Raw genomic sequence first — 17,095 nt, forward strand, 5'->3', positions numbered from 1 at the left:
TTCTCAGTGACAATCAACACCGTGTGCTTCCGGAATGGTCCTTGAACGAAGCGACGGTCCTTTGGCTGGTCTATCCCCGCTCCAATGTTTTGACTCCCAAAACAAGGATATTCATTGATTTCCTGATCAAACGGTTGGGAAACCGATCTGGCTGGTCGATGTGATACCAAGGCCCTTGGAGGCATGGCTCCAATGTTCAAACTCGCAGGTGTTTCGGTGAAATTGCAGTTCCGGTGTGTTGGGTATTCAGAGCACATTTCGAGGGCAATACGTCCTATTCGTCACTGCAATAAATATCGCGTATTTACTCGGAATAGGGGAAGTTTCATGTGACGATGTAGCGTGACCTTAAAGCTTCAACTTAATTCTCAGATAACGGTTGCGTTCTGGTGGTAGCGCCAATGCGCTGGCCGATCCCACGGAGGGTGCTCAAAGGCTTCTGCGACAAATTGGCTGTTTCTGATGCAGGCATTGCCCTCGCGATACACTCAAAGCCCTTGGTACTCACAGTCGCAGCGAATGCCTCTTTTGAATGCCCGCACCGCAGCATATGTATTGCGTGTTGAGAGTCCGGTTTGGGCCGGTTTGCGACACAATACCATCTCGCAGTGAAATCAAGATAGCTCCCTTTCACCCGTTATAATTCAAACGGAGGCCTGGTGACTTCCATCTCGCATGATAAAGACATCCGGTTCCTGAAGCCGTAATCCATGCATCGCTCATGTCCTCCCCGCCAAAGCAAATGTTTGTGGTATAGGGGTCCCCCTCCACCTCGACGAACTCGACTTCGCCGCTTTCGGGGCACACTATGCTGATACCGCCGCGCATCAGCGTTGCGACGCATATCTTACCATCCGCCTGAACAGCCAAGCTATCGAGCAGTTGGTAGTCAGGCAGCGTTGCAACCAGTCTACCGGGCATGTCGAATGATAGCGGTCCAATTTCTCCTGGCGCGACAAGGTCAAAGCTCCATATTCGACTGGTCCTCGTTTCAGCGACGTAAACCGTGCTGTTGTCTGGGGAAAGCCCAATTCCATTAGGTGTGATCATCGGAGAATGAACCCGAGCTATATGCCTGCCATCAGTCTTGGCATAGTAAAATGCACCGTGGTGCACATAGGTCGATGTCGACTTGCCAAGATCCGTGAAGTAGAAGCCTCCATTCGTATCGAAGACGATATCATTTGGCCCTCTGAGCGGCTGACCTTCACAGCTTTCATAAATCGTTTCGACAGAGCCGTTACTAGGATCCACTCGTTGGATTGACCCTCCTTTATAGTCATCTGGAGTTCCAATCGGACGCCTGATGCCATCTGTCTCGGTCCAAACAAAGCCGCCGTTATTGCAGACATATATCATACCGTCAGGACCGACGGCAGCACCGTTTGGCCCTCCCCCGAGCTTTGCGATAACATCGATCTTACCCTCGGGGTCTACGCGAGATAGTGTCTGACCACGGATTTCGACTAAAATGACCGTGCCGTCAGCCATAGCTATTGGTCCTTCGGGAAAGTCTAGACCCTCGCAAACTTTAGTAAGCTTCATATTAAATCGACCTTTTTACAAGTTTTTGCATTTAATAACAGGTAATAAACTCAGACAATTAACGGGTATGCGAGTACTACGCTGTTATCTTCATAGAGAAACTCCACACGCCGTTTATTAATATGCCAGGCACGACCCCCAGTAATCCCGAGACGGAAAACCGATCAAACTGTGCGGCATTAAACCCTAAATCATTTTCGCATATCACTTCTTTGCTTCACGACCTCAATTCACGTTGCCAAGGCCTTCCGTCAGTCGATACCAACTTCTCAGACGTATTGTGTGTAAGGATTCGATCTATCATACTTAGGAAGTTCTGTTGCTCATCACTGGCCAACGGCGAGAGCATATTCTGAATAGCATCTTCAATAAGGGGCGCGGCGTCCGTGATAGCTGCTTTGCCGGACGAAGTTATAAACGCTACACGAGATCGTTTATCTCTGATCCCAACTTCTCTTTTGATCATACCGTGCTTTACTAGCCGCTTCACTACGTCGGCGACAGTCGAGGCATCTAATCCAGCTCGCGATGCAATGCTCGTTTGCTCAACTCCGGGCTCCATATCGATTATCACAAGGATCGTATATTGGATTGGCGTCAAGTTAACGTGCTGCAAGCAATCCAGAAAAACGGCGACTGATAACTGGTGTAAACGCCGAATTTGGTACCCCGGCGTTCGAATTCTTTCCCACGATTTTTTGTCCATCAAACTTTCGATTCAGCTTAAACTCGTTATCTTCTGAGCTGGTTTCCACCATACTTGTCGAAACGTAGAAACGTATGGGCGTTAGGCCGATAAAAATTTTACCGGCCTAACCTCTAATTCAACCATGAGACCGGTATCAATACCAACTCTGGGAAGGCGACAAGTATGCTGCCGATGACCAAGTCAATCATTAGAAACCACAGAATTCCCTGAAAAATACCACCTAGAGATACTTTGTCGCCAACAACCCCTTTGATGACAAAGACATTCATTCCCATTGGAGGCGAAATCATTCCGATCTCAAGAAGTTTGGTTAGGAAGACGCCAAACCAAATGAGGTCAAATCCAGCCGTCTCAACAATAGGTAGCACGATTGGAAGTGTTAGCAGCATTGCGCCGATGGGTTCGAGAAACATACCCAAAACAAGGTATATTACTGCGATCCCGAGGATCAGGAATATCGGATCCGAACCAAAACCGATAACTAGATTTGTTATGAATTCTCCTGAACCGCTGAGCGCGAGGAAACGTATAAGTAAAGCTGCGCCACAACCGATTATAAAAAGGCCAGACGTGGTGGTTAAGGTTTCGACCGCTGCTTCCCAGAGGTCTTCGAAGCTTAAAGAACGAGACGCAATCGAAATAAGTATCGAGAGCACCGACCCCACCGCTCCCGCCTCTGTGGGCGTAAAGTAGCCCGCGAGAAGACCTCCGAACACCCCCAGGACCAATACTAAGATCGGTATTGTCTCCCTTAGCGCCCTGAAACGCATTCCCCAAGTGATCTCTTCGTTTACCGCCGGCGCAAGTTCAGGCTTCAACTTCACCCGCACAATAATCAATCCGATGTACCCAAGCGCTGTGATCAGACCGACAGATATCCCACCCACAAAAAGTGACGCAATTGGGACCTGCGCTATAATACCATATAGGATCATCAGGATTGACGGGGGAATAAGCGCCCCAAGCGTCCCGGCCACGGCGAGCGTGCCAGCCGCAAGCTTTGGATCATAGTTATATTTGACCATTTCTGGGAAAGCGATCCTACCCATCGCGGCCGAGCATGCGATGGAGGAGCCTGCCACAGCTGCGAAACCAGCGGCCCCAAATACAGAAGCTACCGCCAAGCCTCCCGGCAACGCCGATAGCCATAGACGAGCGCACTTGAACAGACCGCGCGTTAGCCCCGCCCGGTAGCTGACATAGCCCATCATAAGAAACATCGGAATCGAGCTCAGTGTCCATGTGGCTGCAAATGTCTGCGGCACTAGACTGATGGTTCCCCAAGCGGCTCTTGGTCCACTGATCCAGTAAATTCCTACAAAGGACACGCCAATAAGAGCAAATCCAATCGGGACCCTATTCGCCACCAAAAAAACAAGGACACCTATGCAAATCAGGCCTATTTCAAGGTTGCTCATAGTTGACTATCTCCGCGTAGCTGTTCGCTATCGGGCATTCTACCAATTAAAAACTGCAAAAAGCGCATGGCTACGAATAGGCACAAAACACCGCACCCTACCGGCAATAGCCAGTAGGACGGCCATACATACAAACGCAGGCCGGATTCCATGTCGAAGGCTCCGAGTTTATATTTTTTTAACGCTGTTAACCAAGCGCTGTAGGTAAGCAAGCTGAACACGACCAGCGTAACCAAATGTCCGCAAGCAACTTGAAACTGTCCCCATCGCCGAGGCAACAGTCCAGAAATTGCATCCATGGATATGTGATGTCCCAGTCGCTCGGTATACGCCAAAGGTAAAAATGCGCAGGCAACCATATAGTATTCAGATACGATTACGATTGTCCCAGGAAGAGACCGACCGAGAATCAAGCGGCTGATAACGTCAGCCGTCACATGTGACATCATAAGCAGGACAGCGATTACAGCAGCCACCATGAGTAGATCGACAATCTTGTCGACCGCCGCCCAAGGTCTAATTGACCCTGAGCGAAGATTGTTTTTGATCATGATTGGAACCCCATTATCCAACAGCCTAATTCAGGCCGTAGGTTTCAAGGTTCAACTTCGAATGTATCTCGGTCCAGTACAGCTCGGTTAAAGCTTCAGTGTCAGTCGGATCAAGTGGGTCGGTCAAAGCTTTCCATTTTTCCAATAAGCCTATGAAAGTTTCGACTTTTTCATCAACGTTTTCCAAGCCGAAATCATCGCGATAGATCGCTTTGATTGTCTCAATATCATCCTTGATGAATGCTTTAGTTGCAGATTGAAGACCGGGATCAGCCTCAACTATCGCAATTCCTTGGTCCCGGGCGGTTTGAAGGTCTAGCACTTCTTGCTTCATGTATCCGGTTACCATGAAAGCGGTGGCTTTAGACATACCACGCGCCACTGCCTTGCGATCCTCGAGCGAAAGGCTCAGCCAAAAATCTAGGTTCAATTGCCCGATACCCGAACCGCCAAATGTCCCGCCTGGCATGCCCGGAGTAATTCCACCGACAACATCAAAAAGGCTTAGGTTACTCATTTCGCCCACTGCGTTGATAGTGCAGTCGACAAGGCCCTGATTTAGACCATCGAAAACTTCATTCGCAGAAATCGTTATTGGCGAGGCCCCCATGGTTTCAGCCCAACGTCGAAACACACTCACTGGACCACGTATCGCACGGCCCCTGACGTCAGCGACCGATGATATGGGCTCCTTGCACAGCAACGAGAATTGAGAACCTGGTGCGAAGGCTAGCCCAATCTGGTTTTGAGCCAAATTCTGCCCTACGCACTCTGGGCATTGCATTGTGACATATTCCATCAACGCCCCCCCCACCGTCGCACCGATGCTGGTTGGCCGTTCTCCCAAATTGGCAACCATTGTCAGATCTGCGACGAAATTCTGTTCAGAAAACTCGCTTGGAAAATAGGCGGTTAACAGCATAGTAGAATCCGCCACGCCAGATGTTAACCCTGGTGAAGCTTGCTTGAGATCCAGCACCGTTAGCGCGAAAACTTCGGTATCAAGATCAGTATTTTCTTCGACATGTTGCGCGAGCGTTTTAAAGGTATCATCTACAATTGATTGAGCCGGGAACCCGTGGGCGATCCGCATTGTATCGGCTTGAGCAACCCCAGCGGCTGACATTAAACTCAGCGCAGCTGCCACCTTTAATAGACTATTTTTCTGCATCACTTTCCTCCTCCTAGCTTTAGCTGCTTGGGCTAAAGCACTCCCCTCGCCAGACTCAGATATCTGACAAAAAAATGATGCACTGGGACGGATCATTTATCAAGTATACTCATTATATCGTTAAAACTTCTTTATTATCATATATTTGAATAACCCCTCTCTCTCGAAAGATACCAAACCTAGGACAAGATGTGGAACTAACATCATTGTCCGAGGGCCGAAATTTTAGGTAATTCCGAAAAGTGTTTGATGATTCTGTATTTTACAGCCACTTTCAAAAGTGGATAAACTTTCCCCCCTTGGAGTAGCTCCAAAATTCAAGTCGTCGGCACCGGCGTTCGCTGAGCAGCGACGTGGTTTTCGAGTACGATGCGGACCTTACTACTCAAAGTTAGCCATCAAAGTTTGTTCTAACACCACATTGCGAATTCCATGGCGCTATTGCTAGTTGGTATAGGAATGGAAAAAAAGGGTGCCCGGAAGGCACCCTAAGTTTCGCATAGCCAAGCTCATCGTTTACCGCTCGTTTGTTTTATGCCTGCGGCTTGGCCGTCGTTAGGGGCTAGCGCACCGGCCCCCTGTTCGATGAAATGAGAAAAGAAACTATCTCCTTTCTCATTCCGAAACTGCTAGCAATTTGACAACGTAATGAGATGTAACGTCATGCCTTTTGGTAGCTCACGTCCGATAGTTGCCTCGTTTCTTCTCCGTTATTGCCGAACTAGACCATCAAACTCCATAAAGGATCTGCCCCCAGCCCGCGTCAATAAAATCAACAACTTGCGCGAACTGGGCGTTTGTATTAGCTGCAGCCCGACGTTCCGCCGCAGGTATTGCACTTCATGCAGGTGCCGTTGCGGACCAGCGTGTAGTTGCCGCATTCCCCGCAGGCTTCGCCCTCGTAGCCCTGCATCTTTGCCTTGGTACGGGCGTCCATGCTGACCGCGCCGCTGGACACCGCTGTGGTCGACCCCATGCTGGCCGCGACCGAGGCTTGCCCTGCCTGTGGCATCACACGGTCAAGCGTCTGCGTGTCGCCGTGCCCCTGCCCGCCTTGCAGCAGCACCAGGTCCTGCGGCAGACGGTTGCGCAGATACCCGGTGGAGCTGATCTGCTTGAGCACCTCGAGCGAGCGGTTGGCGGCGGTTTCGGAGATTTCCGCCACATTGGCGACGCTTTCCTGATCGCCGCGGCCGAGGCTGTCAAAGCTGGCCCCTTCGGGTTGCACATGCGCCAGATCGGTACGGTCCAGATAGGACACGGCGAGCTCGCGGAACACATAGTCAAGGATCGACGTCGCGTTCTTGATGCTGTCGTTGCCCTGCACCATACCAGCGGGTTCGAACTTGGTGAAGGTGAAGGCGTCGACGAATTCCTCAAGCGGGACGCCGTATTGCAGACCCACGGACACGGCGATGGCAAAATTGTTCATCATCGCACGGAAGCCCGCGCCTTCCTTGTGCATGTCGATAAAGATCTCGCCCAAGGAGCCGTCTTCGTATTCACCGGTGCGCAAATAGACCTTGTGCCCGCCTACATTGGCCTTTTGGGTATACCCCTTGCGGCGCTGAGGCATCTTTTCGCGGTGCGATTTGATGATCTCTTTGACGATGACCTTCTCGACAATCTTTTCGGCCAACACGGTGGCTTTCTCGTGGGTGGTGCCACTTTCCAGCGTTTCGGCGGCCTCGTCATCATCCTCGACCAGCGCAGAAGCCAGAGGCTGCGACAGTTTTGATCCGTCGCGGTACAGCGCGTTGGCTTTGACGCCAAGCGACCACGACAGCTCGTATGCGTTCTGGCAATCCTCGATGGTGGCGTCATTCGGCATGTTGATCGTCTTCGAGATCGCGCCAGAAATGAAGCTTTGCGCCGCCGCCATCATGTAGATGTGGCTGTTGACGGACAGGTAGCGCTTGCCCTTCTTGCCGCAGGGGTTGGCGCAGTCGAAGATGCCGTAGTGTTCGGGCTTGAGGTGCGGCGCGCCTTCCAGCGTCATCGTACCGCAAACATGGTCGTTGGCCGCTTCGATGTCTTTCTTGGAAAAGCCTAGGGATTTCAGCAGGTCAAACGTCGGGTCGTTCAGCTTTTCGGCAGGGATGCCAAGGACTTGCGTGCAGAACTCCTCGCCCAATGTCCATTGGTTGAAGACAAAGCGGATGTCGAAGGCCTGTGCCAGCGCCGCGTCGATCTTGGCCAGCTCGTTGGGGCCAAAACCGTGTCCGACCAGCGTGGTGTGGTTGATCGCAGGCGCGTTGCCGATGGTGCCGTGACCGACAGCATAGCCGACGATCTCTTCGATCTGGGCGGAGCCGTAGCCAAGCTTTTCAAGCGCTGCGGGCACCGACTGGTTGATGATCTTGAAATAGCCACCCCCCGCGAGCTTCTTGAATTTCACCAGCGCAAAGTCAGGCTCGATCCCGGTGGTGTCGCAATCCATCACCAGACCGATGGTGCCCGTCGGCGCAATCACAGAGGTTTGCGCGTTGCGGTACCCGTGCTTTTCACCAAGCCGCAGGGCTTCGTCCCAGGTTGCGGTGGCGATGTCGATCAGGTTGGCTTGCGGGCAGTTTGCGTGATCCAGTGGCACGGGCTTGACCGAGAGCGCCTCGTAGCCATCGGTTTTGCCGTGGGCCGCATTGCGGTGGTTGCGGATGACGCGCAGCATGTGGTCGGCGTTCTTGGCGTGACCGGGGAAGGCCCCCAGCTCGCCCGCCATCTCGGCGGAGGTGGCATAGGAAACGCCTGTCATGATCGCGGTCAGCGCCCCGCAAAGCGCACGGCCCTCGTCGCTGTCGTAGCTAAAGCCCATGTTCATCAGCAGACCGCCGATGTTGGCATAGCCCAGACCCAGCGTGCGGAAATCATAGGACCGCTGCGCGATTTCCTTGGACGGGAACTGCGCCATCATCACCGAGATTTCGAGCGTAACGGTCCACAGACGCGAGGCGTGCATATAGTCTTCGACCATGAACTCCCCGTCTTGCAGGAAGGTCAGCAGGTTCATCGACGCGAGGTTACAGGCCGTGTCGTCGAGGAACATATATTCGGAGCACGGGTTCGACCCGCGGATCGCGCCGTCTTCGGGGCATGTGTGCCAGTCGTTTACCGTGTCGTGATACTGGATACCGGGATCGGCGCAGGCCCATGCGGCGTGGCCGACTTGCTCCCACAGGTCACGGGCGCGGATGGTTTTCGACACGCGCCCCGTGGTGCGGTCCAGCAGCTCCCAATCGGCGTCTTTTTCGACGGCGTGCAGGAAGGCGTTGGTCACCCGGATCGAGTTGTTGGAGTTCTGGCCCGAGACGGAGGAATAGGCTTCGGAATCCCAGTCGGTGTCATAGGTCGGGAATTCGATCGAGGTATGACCCTGCTTGGCATAATCCAGCACGCGCTTGACGTATGTCTCTGGGATCGCGCATTTTTTCGCGCCGCGGATCGCGGCCTTCAGCTGGTCGTTCTTGGCGGGGTCATAGGCGTCGGCCTCTGCGCCGTCCCATGCTTTGATCGCGGCAAACAGCTTGTTCAGCTCGCGTTCATGCATCTTCGAGCCAGCGACGATGCTCGCCACCTTTTGCTCTTCGATGACCTTCCAGTTGATGAAATCCTCGATATCGGGGTGGTCTGCATCAACGATCACCATCTTGGCCGCGCGCCGTGTGGTGCCACCTGATTTGATCGCGCCTGCCGCACGGTCACCGATTTTCAAAAAGCCCATCAAGCCAGAGGATTTCCCCCCGCCCGACAGTTTCTCGCCCGCCGCCCGCAGGCTCGAGAAGTTGGTGCCGGTGCCGGAACCGTATTTGAACAGGCGCGCCTCGCGGACCCACAGGTCCATAATGCCGCCGTCGCCTACCAGATCGTCAGCGACAGACTGGATGAAACAAGCGTGGGGCTGCGGATGCTCGTAAGACGATGTCGACCGCGTCAGCTTGCCGGATTTATAATCGACATAGTAATGCCCCTGCGCGGGACCATCGATGCCGTAGGCCCAATGCAGACCGGTGTTGAACCATTGCGGGCTGTTGGGTGCGCCACGTTGGCTGGCTAGGATGTGGCGCATCTCGTCATAATAGGCTTGGGCGTCTTCTTCGGTGGTGAAATAGCCACCTTTCCAACCCCAATAGGCCCAAGCGCCTGCCAGACGGTCGAACACTTGCTTCGACGACGTCTCGCCGCCCATGGTCGCGTCATCGGTCGGCACCGAGCGCCAGAGAAATTCTGGCACGCCCTTTTCCTTGACCTTCTTGGTCTCGGACGGGACGCCTGCCTTGCGGAAATATTTCTGGGCGATCACATCAGAGGCGACCTGGCTCCAGCTGGAGGGCACTTCGACGTTATCGAGGCGAAAGACCACCGACCCGTCAGGATTGCGGATTTCGGAGGCTGTGCTCACAAAGTCCAGTTCTGCGTAGGCATCCTGACCGGATCGCGTGAATTTTCTCTCGATTTTCATAAGTGCTGCCCCAAATTTTCAAACTCTCAACCAGCGGCATGATCGGGCCGCCAAACCTATCGCCGGTGTGCATCGTCCCCCGCACCCGCATCAGGTTGGTCTTGGATCAAGCCGTTTAACCGGCGCAAATGTGCGAAACCCAATTTCACCCGATCAGCAGGCCACCCCGATCAATCACCAGATGTAGTGGCCCGCCCGTCGATTTACACAAACTGGCGTATGCAGCCCTATTGGGTCAACGGCTTTATTATCGAAATAAGGGAAGTTGCGTCTTGACCGGATCGGCATTTTTTGAAGCTTCGGTCGGCGCGGTGATTCAGCGAAATGATATGCACAGACAGCGGATCACGAGGGGGCTTTTTCACACCGCGGATAAAGTTAATAAACGCTAAGGTTTAGCGTGGCTGGCTCATGTATCGCTTGAGTTATCCACAAAATCCCCGACAGCGGGCTGGGGATAAACATGGCGGAACTGTGGATGATAAAAATTTATGCAGCCACCAGATATAGGTTCGCAAACCCGGCTATCTCACCAGATTTAGAGCGTGCTTCTGTGGCAAAAAAGAACGACTGCACACAAATACAGCGTTCTGATCTGCATAAAGCAGATCAGGAACACTATATGTGGTGGTTCTTAAAGTGGTCGGGGCGAGAAGATTCGAACTTCCGACCCCCTGTACCCAAAACAGGTGCGCTACCAGGCTGCGCCACGCCCCGACTGCGGCCTACTTAGCCCCAAGCAATCGGATTGAAAAGCCCTAAGTTCACAGAAAATGATAGTTTCTGACGAACTAACAGGGCCATGCCGGATTGCGCCCTGCAAACGCGGGATGGCGCAGCTCTGTCCCCGGTGTGATGCCCATCCGCGCGCTTAATCCGCCGTTGATTTCCAACACCGCCAGCAGCGCATTACTGCCCCCCTCAAGCGGAGATTCGTCGAGCGGAACCGCATTATGGTGGATGTGCTGCACCACACCGTGGGAATCGATGAACAATAGGTCGAGGGGAATCAATGTGTTACGCATCCAAAAGCTGAGAGGCTGCGGTTCTTCATAGATAAAGAGCATACCCGCGCTGCCCGCCAGCGAGGTGCGGTGCATCAATCCTTGGGTACGTTCACCGGCGTCATCGGCAATCTCGACGCTAAAGCGCGCCTGCCCCCAGTCGCCGCGCAACGTCACGCTGGTGTCACTGCATTTGGCAGCGGCTGCCCCCGCCATCGCCAGAGTGGCAAAGGCCAAAAGACCCGCGCGGATCAGCTTTGCGCGGTGCCAGATGAATCGAGTCGTACCGTTTCCCATGCATGTACCTCTGCCGCCATCTGGCCGCGTTCCCCGTTAATGACCCGCAGCGCCAATGCCTCGCCCGGTTGCAAATCCGACAGGCCCGACTGGCGCAACACTTCTATATGTAGAAAGATGTCATCGCTTTTGCCAAACACATTCGCGAAACCGAAGCCTTTGGATTTATCGAACCATTTGACACGCGCGGGTTCCAGCGGTGCGGCGGCCACCAGCGCGGGATCAATGCCCACAATATCCGACAACGCCATCGCCTGAGCAGCAGCGGGCGGGTGTACCGCATGGACCTGGGTCGCCTGCACCCCGCGTTCGGTCTTTTGCACCGTCAGATCAATGCGCGCACCGTCCGCGACAGAGCTTTGACCGTAATTACGTAACACATTGACGTGCAACAGGATATCAGGCCCGCCAGCGTCTGAGACAACGAAACCGAACCCCTTTGCGGGGTCAAACCATTTCACCACGCCGGAAATGGCAGAGCTATTGCTGGATACTTCTGACACAAATGTCCTTTGGTCTTCTCTAGGTCAGGCAACAGCGTGCCCGCGTACAAAATATCAGCGGCAAAAGCCGCCTTATGGGTTCAATCTCGTTACGCTCCAATCACCGTTTTGGTCGGCACGTCGCCAGACAAAACGGTCATGCAATCTATACTCTCCGTCGGCCCAGAACTCGATTTCGACCGGGGTGATCCGGTAGCCCCCCCAAAAAGGTGGACGGTCTGGGTTTGGCCCCTTTTTGGCGGTGACTTTTGCCACTTCGGCGACCAATGACGCACGGCTGGCTAAAGGGGACGATTGGTCAGAGGCCCAAGCCCCCAACCGGCTTTTGAGCGAACGCGACTTGTAATATGCGTCCGCCTGCGGGCCTTCTTCTTTGGAAACCACGCCGCGCACCCGTATCTGGCGGCGCAGGGATTTCCAATGCATCACGAAAGCAGCCTTGCCCGCGTGATCCAGCTCTTGCGCCTTGGCGCTGGTGTAGTTTGTGTAAAAGACGAATGCCGCGTCTTCGATTTCTTTTAGCAACACCATGCGCGCATTGGGCAAACCGTCGGCATCCACGGTCGATAGCGCGATGGCATTTGGGTCGTTGACCTCTGTCTGCGTTGCCTCATCCAGCCAGCGGCGCGCAATCACAAAGGGATCGTCACCGGCAAAAATGCCTTTGCGCACTTCCATGATCATGATCCCCTTCCTTGCGCATCGACGCAATCTTGCGACAATGCCTTACATCAAATGACATACTAGAACAACTAAACACACTGTCGCGCCTAAAAACCGCCAGGGCGGTCTATCTCGGCGTCCTCTCAAGTGCCGCGATCACCGTGCAGCCTTGATGCCAAACTATCAATAGCATAAACCGGATAAAAGTTCAGTGACATAGTCGAAGGAAGTACAATGGCAAATGACCTGATGGCAGGCAAACGTGGGCTTATCATGGGCCTCGCCAATGACAAGTCGATTGCCTGGGGCATCGCACGCACCCTCGCGGATGCCGGTGCAGAGCTGGCATTCTCGTATCAAGGCGACGCGCTGAAAAAGCGGGTCGATCCGCTGGCAGCACAACTGGGCAGCGATCTGGTCCTGCCCTGCGATGTGGGGTCGGAAGAGTCGATTGACGCGCTGTTTACCGCTTTGGGCGAACGCTGGGACGGGATCGACTTTATCGTCCACGCGATCGGGTTCTCTGACAAGAACGAATTGCGCGGGCGTTATGTCGACACCAGCCGCGCCAATTTCGCGATGTCGATGGATATCTCTGTCTACTCCTTCACCGCTGTGATGCAGCGCGCGGAAAAGATGATGAAGTCCGGCGGCAGCGCGGTCACGCTCACCTATTACGGTGCCGAAAAAGTGATGCCGCATTATAATGTGATGGGCGTCGCCAAGGCCGCTCTGGAAGCATCAGTCAAATATCTGGCCGAGGATCTGGGCAAGGACGGCATCCGCGTTAACGCGATCAGCGCCGGCCCGATCAAAACATTGGCCGCATCCGGCATCGGCGACTTCCGCTATATCATGAAGTGGAACGAGTATAACTCGCCCCTGCGTCGCAACGTGACCATCGACGATGTGGGTAAATCCGCGCTGTTCCTGCTGAGCGATCTTGGCTCGGGCACGACGGGCGAGAACCTGCATGTGGATGCGGGCTATCACGTGGTGGGCATGAAAGCCGTCGACGCCCCAGACATGGCAAAGGAATAACGACATGAGCAAGGATGCCTCGCGCCTGCCCCATGAAAAAGGGTTTCACATCAGCTGGGACCAGATCCACCGTGACAGCCGTGCGCTGGCGTGGCGTCTGGACGGCATGGGCCCCGATGACGGCGGCTGGCGTGCTGTGGTTGCGATCACCCGTGGCGGGATGGCCCCCGCGATGATCGCCGCCCGCGAGCTGGATATCCGCACCGTCGACACGATTTCGATCAAGTCCTATGACCATCAGGATCAATCGGACGCGGTCGTGCTCAAGGCCCCCGACGCAGAGCTGATGGGCGACGGCACCGGTATCCTGATCATCGACGATCTGGTGGATTCCGGTAAGACCCTTGAAGTCGTGCGCCAGCTTTACCCCAATGCGCATCTGGCCACCGTCTATGCCAAGCCCAAGGGCCGCCCGCAGGTGGATACCTTCATTACCGAAGTCAGCCAGGATACCTGGATTTTCTTCCCCTGGGATATGGCGCTGCAATATGTAGAGCCCTACCGCGGCAAAGACTAAGCGGCACCCCCGCAGATACCTGCCTTCGGCGAGGATTTAGGACCATTTGGAAGCAGCGGCCCCGCGCCGTGTCAGACTTTGCGCTGGTCCGCTTGCCGAAGCGCCCCCTCCCTCGCCCAGTCAGGAGCATTGACCATGACCCCGCGTACCGCCGCGACTTTCTCTCCTCCGGTGATGGAGGCGCGCCGCTGGTTGACGGGCGTCCACTTTGACGCCGACCGGCCCCTGATCAACGTGAGCCAAGCCGCCCCTGTCGATCCGCCCCCGCAGGCGATGCGTCAGGCCATGGCTGATGTCGCGCTGAACAACGATGATGCGCATCTTTACGGGCCGGTGCTGGGTCTGCCCGAATTGCGCGACGAACTGGCCGCGCAGGTCAGCGCCCATTACGCTGGCGCGGTAGAGCCCGCGCAAGCGGCGATTACATCGGGCTGCAACCAGGCCTTTGCCGCTGCGATTGCCACGCTCTGTGCCGAGGGGGACGAGGTGATCCTGCCGGTGCCGTGGTACTTTAACCACAAGATGTGGCTGGATATGTCGGGTGTCGCCGCCGTGCCGCTGCCGGTGGGCGATACGCTCTTGCCCGACCCGGAACAGGCTGCCGCCCTGATCACCGACCGCACCCGTGCCATCGCCTTGGTCACGCCCAACAACCCCGGCGGCGTTGAATACCCCGAAGAGCTGGTGCAGGCGTTTTTCGATCTGGCCCGTGCGCGCGGTATCGCCCTGATCCTGGACGAGACCTATCGCGACTTTGACAGTCGGTCCGGCCCGCCGCACCGTCTGTTTCAGGACCCCGACTGGCACGATACGTTGATCCATTTATATTCTTTTTCAAAGGCCTACCGTCTGACTGGTCACCGAGTGGGCGCGATTGTCGCCTCCCAGACGCGTCTTGCCGAGGTTGAGAAGTTCCTGGATACCGTCGCCATTTGCCCCGGCCAGATCGGCCAGCATGCCGCCCTTTGGGGGATGCAGAACCTTGACACATGGCTAGCCGGCGAGCGGCGCGAGATCCTGGCGCGGCGACAGGCGATTGCCGACAGTATGCATCGTTTGGACGCGAAAGGCTGGAAGCTTTTGGGGCTTGGCGGATATTTCGCCTATCTCTCGCATCCCTTTGACGAAAGCTCTGCCACATTGGCCCCGAGGCTGGTGCGCGAGGCGGCCGTGCTGACCTTGCCCGGCACCATGTTCCATCCGGCAGAGGATATCACCGGCGGGCGGCATCTGCGCCTCGCTTTTGCCAATCTGGATGTCGCAGGCATCGAGGTGCTGTTTGACCGTCTGACACAGGTCTAACGCGGCTCTTGCCCCCCTGCCGCGCACCGCATAGACAGGGCAAAACGTGCGTTTAAGGGATGACACCATGAAAGCCAAAGGCAACAGCTTTACGAAAACCGCAGTATGGGGGCTGATGGGTCTTTTGATCCTGGGTCTGGGCGGTTTTGGCGCGGTCAATCTGAACGGCAGCGCACGCACTGTCGGCGAAGTGGGCGACAAGTCAATCTCGGTTGACGATTACGCCCGCGAGCTGCAGCAGCAGATCCGCGCCATCGAAAGCCAGTCCGGCGAACAGCTTAGCTTTCAAGAAGCCCAAGCCATCGGGCTGGACCGTGCCGTGCTGCAACGTCTGGTCCGTTTGCGCGCGCTCGACAATGAGGCCGACGAGATGGGCCTGTCCATCGGCGACGCGAACCTGCGTGAACGCGTTGTGGAAATCCCGTCGTTTCAAGGCGTTGACGGGAATTTTGACCGCGAGGGCTATCGCTTTGCCCTACAGCAGGCCGGTCTGAACGAGAATGAATTCGAACAGTCCCTGCGCGAGGAAGCGGGCCGCACCCTATTGCAGGAAGCGATCACCGGCGGGGTTGCGATGCCCGACGCCTATGCCGACACGCTTGTCTCCTATGTGGGCGAGCAGCGCAGCTTTACCTGGGCCAAACTGACGCAAGATGATCTGGACGCGCCCCTGCCCGACGCCACCGATGCGCAGCTGCAGGCCTATTACGACGAGAACGCCGATCAGTTCATTCTGCCCGCCAGCAAGACCATCAGCTATATCACCATGGGCCCGCAGGATCTGCTGGACGAGGTAGAGCTGACCGACGAAGAGCTGCAGGCCGCCTATGACGACCGCGCGGATGAATACATCCAGCCCGAACGCCGCTTGGTCGAACGTCTGGTCTTCCGCGATCAGGAGGCCGCCGATCAAGCTGCCGCCGCGCTCGAGGTGGATGGCAACACATTTGAGGGGCTGGTCGCGGACCGTGGGCTTTCCCTGTCGGATGTGGATCTTGGCGATCTGAGCCAGCAACAGCTTGGTGCCGCAGGGGACGCCGTGTTTGCTGCCGAAGTGGGTGATATTGTCGGCCCGCTGCCCAGCAACCTCGGGCCTGCATTGTTCCGTGTGAACGGTGTGCTGCCGTCGCTGAATACCACCTTCGAAGAAGCCCGTCCGACGCTGGTGCAAGACCTTGCCGCGGACCGCGCGGCCCGTCTGGTAGAGGTCCGCGCCCAGGATCTGGACGACCAATTGGCCGGTGGTGCCACGCTGGAACAGATCGCAGAGGAAAGCAAAATGACCCTCAGCACCATCGAATGGACGCAGGACAGCAGCGAAGGCATCGCCGCCTATGCCGGTTTCCGCGAGGCTGCGACACGTCTGACCGAAGGCGACTTCCCCCAGATCCAACAGCTGGATGACGGTAGCGTTTTTGCCATGCGTCTTGATGGCACCAAAGAGGAACGCCCCAACCCGTTTGACGCCGCCCGTGCAGACGTGGCCGAGGCGTGGCAGAACGAACAATTGATCACCGCCCTGCGTGCCAAGGCCGAGACCCTGCAGGCCGAGCTTGCCGATGGCGCTGATTTTGCCGAGCTGGGGCTGGAGCCCAAGACCGGGACCGACCAGACCCGCGACGCCGTGGTCAGCGCCGCACCGCAGGGGTTCATCGCCGCTGTGTTTGACGCAGCCCCCGGCGAGGTGGAACTGCTGGAAGGTGCCGATGAGGTCGCGCTAGTCCGTCTTGATAGCATCAAGGACGCGGGCGAAAATGACCGGATGACGCAGGTCAAAACCCAGATCGCGACCCAGCTGGACGACCAGCTGTCGCAAGCGCTTTTCGCCGCTTTCTCTGACGACGTGATCCGCCGCACGGCACCGCGTGTCGATCAGCAGGCGATCAACGCCGTCCACGTGAACTTCCCCTAAGGTAGG

Annotated in this window: 13 protein-coding genes and 1 tRNA gene; 4 read left to right on the forward strand and 10 right to left on the reverse strand. The window is 55.8% G+C overall.

Features of this window, described 5'->3' with window-relative positions; translation table 11 throughout:
- Window positions 1–630 precede the first annotated feature (630 nt).
- The 10 genes from ACNQ62_RS08940 to pdxH form a co-directional block, all read right to left on the reverse strand.
- Window positions 631–1,545 carry an SMP-30/gluconolactonase/LRE family protein gene (locus ACNQ62_RS08940; protein ID WP_418094715.1) on the reverse strand — a complete coding sequence of 305 codons (915 nt, stop codon included), beginning with the start codon at window positions 1,543–1,545 and terminating at the stop codon, window positions 631–633.
- Between the two features lie 217 nt (window positions 1,546–1,762).
- The gene (locus ACNQ62_RS08945) at window positions 1,763–2,251 is read right to left on the reverse strand and encodes a MarR family winged helix-turn-helix transcriptional regulator (protein ID WP_418094716.1); all 489 of its coding nucleotides are present in this window, start codon (window positions 2,249–2,251) and stop codon (window positions 1,763–1,765) included.
- A 113-nt stretch (window positions 2,252–2,364) separates the two neighbouring features.
- On the reverse strand, window positions 2,365–3,672 hold the full coding sequence (locus ACNQ62_RS08950) for a TRAP transporter large permease (RefSeq protein ID WP_418094717.1): 1,308 nt from the start codon (window positions 3,670–3,672) through the stop codon (window positions 2,365–2,367).
- The gene (locus ACNQ62_RS08955; RefSeq protein WP_418094718.1) at window positions 3,669–4,223 is read right to left on the reverse strand and encodes a TRAP transporter small permease; all 555 of its coding nucleotides are present in this window, start codon (window positions 4,221–4,223) and stop codon (window positions 3,669–3,671) included. The genes ACNQ62_RS08950 and ACNQ62_RS08955 overlap by 4 nt, the downstream gene beginning before the upstream one ends.
- A 25-nt stretch (window positions 4,224–4,248) precedes the next feature.
- Window positions 4,249–5,394: a hypothetical protein gene (locus ACNQ62_RS08960; protein ID WP_418094719.1), complete on the reverse strand. Its 1,146-nt coding sequence runs from the start codon at window positions 5,392–5,394 to the stop codon at window positions 4,249–4,251.
- Window positions 5,395–6,196: 802 nt separating this feature from the next.
- On the reverse strand, window positions 6,197–9,850 hold the full coding sequence (locus ACNQ62_RS08965) for a vitamin B12-dependent ribonucleotide reductase (RefSeq protein WP_418094720.1): 3,654 nt from the start codon (window positions 9,848–9,850) through the stop codon (window positions 6,197–6,199).
- A gap of 640 nt (window positions 9,851–10,490) precedes the next feature.
- Window positions 10,491–10,567: transfer RNA gene (locus ACNQ62_RS08970), tRNA-Pro, on the reverse strand.
- Window positions 10,568–10,641: 74 nt separating this feature from the next.
- On the reverse strand, window positions 10,642–11,070 hold the full coding sequence (locus tag ACNQ62_RS08975; protein WP_418095008.1) for a DUF192 domain-containing protein: 429 nt from the start codon (window positions 11,068–11,070) through the stop codon (window positions 10,642–10,644).
- 35 nt (window positions 11,071–11,105) lie between these two features.
- Entirely contained in the window at window positions 11,106–11,654 is a 549-nt protein-coding gene (locus ACNQ62_RS08980) for a cold-shock protein (protein ID WP_174226609.1), read from the reverse strand.
- A 72-nt stretch (window positions 11,655–11,726) separates the two neighbouring features.
- Window positions 11,727–12,332, reverse strand: a complete 606-nt coding sequence (pdxH, locus tag ACNQ62_RS08985) for a pyridoxamine 5'-phosphate oxidase (RefSeq protein ID WP_340244364.1) — start codon at window positions 12,330–12,332, stop codon at window positions 11,727–11,729.
- Between the two features lie 219 nt (window positions 12,333–12,551).
- Here pdxH and fabI point away from each other — a divergent pair, with 219 nt between their 5' ends.
- The 4 genes from fabI (at window position 12,552) to ACNQ62_RS09005 (ending at window position 17,089) form a co-directional block, all read left to right on the forward strand.
- Window positions 12,552–13,358 (forward strand): enoyl-ACP reductase FabI, encoded by an 807-nt coding sequence (fabI, locus tag ACNQ62_RS08990; protein WP_005853827.1) that lies wholly within the window; start codon window positions 12,552–12,554, stop codon window positions 13,356–13,358.
- Window positions 13,359–13,362: 4 nt separating this feature from the next.
- A complete protein-coding gene (gene gpt / locus ACNQ62_RS08995) occupies window positions 13,363–13,875 on the forward strand; it encodes a xanthine phosphoribosyltransferase (RefSeq protein ID WP_005853828.1) in 513 nt (170 codons plus the stop codon).
- A gap of 135 nt (window positions 13,876–14,010) precedes the next feature.
- Complete coding sequence (locus ACNQ62_RS09000) at window positions 14,011–15,177, forward strand: aminotransferase (protein ID WP_132997233.1); 1,167 nt, start codon at window positions 14,011–14,013, stop codon at window positions 15,175–15,177.
- 67 nt (window positions 15,178–15,244) lie between these two features.
- On the forward strand, window positions 15,245–17,089 hold the full coding sequence (locus ACNQ62_RS09005) for a peptidyl-prolyl cis-trans isomerase (RefSeq protein ID WP_418094721.1): 1,845 nt from the start codon (window positions 15,245–15,247) through the stop codon (window positions 17,087–17,089).
- Window positions 17,090–17,095: the final 6 nt, after the last annotated feature.

Origin of the sequence: Sulfitobacter sp. SBS6, assembly GCF_048285585.1 — a bacterium.
Taxonomy (GTDB): Bacteria; Pseudomonadota; Alphaproteobacteria; order Rhodobacterales; family Rhodobacteraceae; genus Sulfitobacter; species Sulfitobacter pontiacus.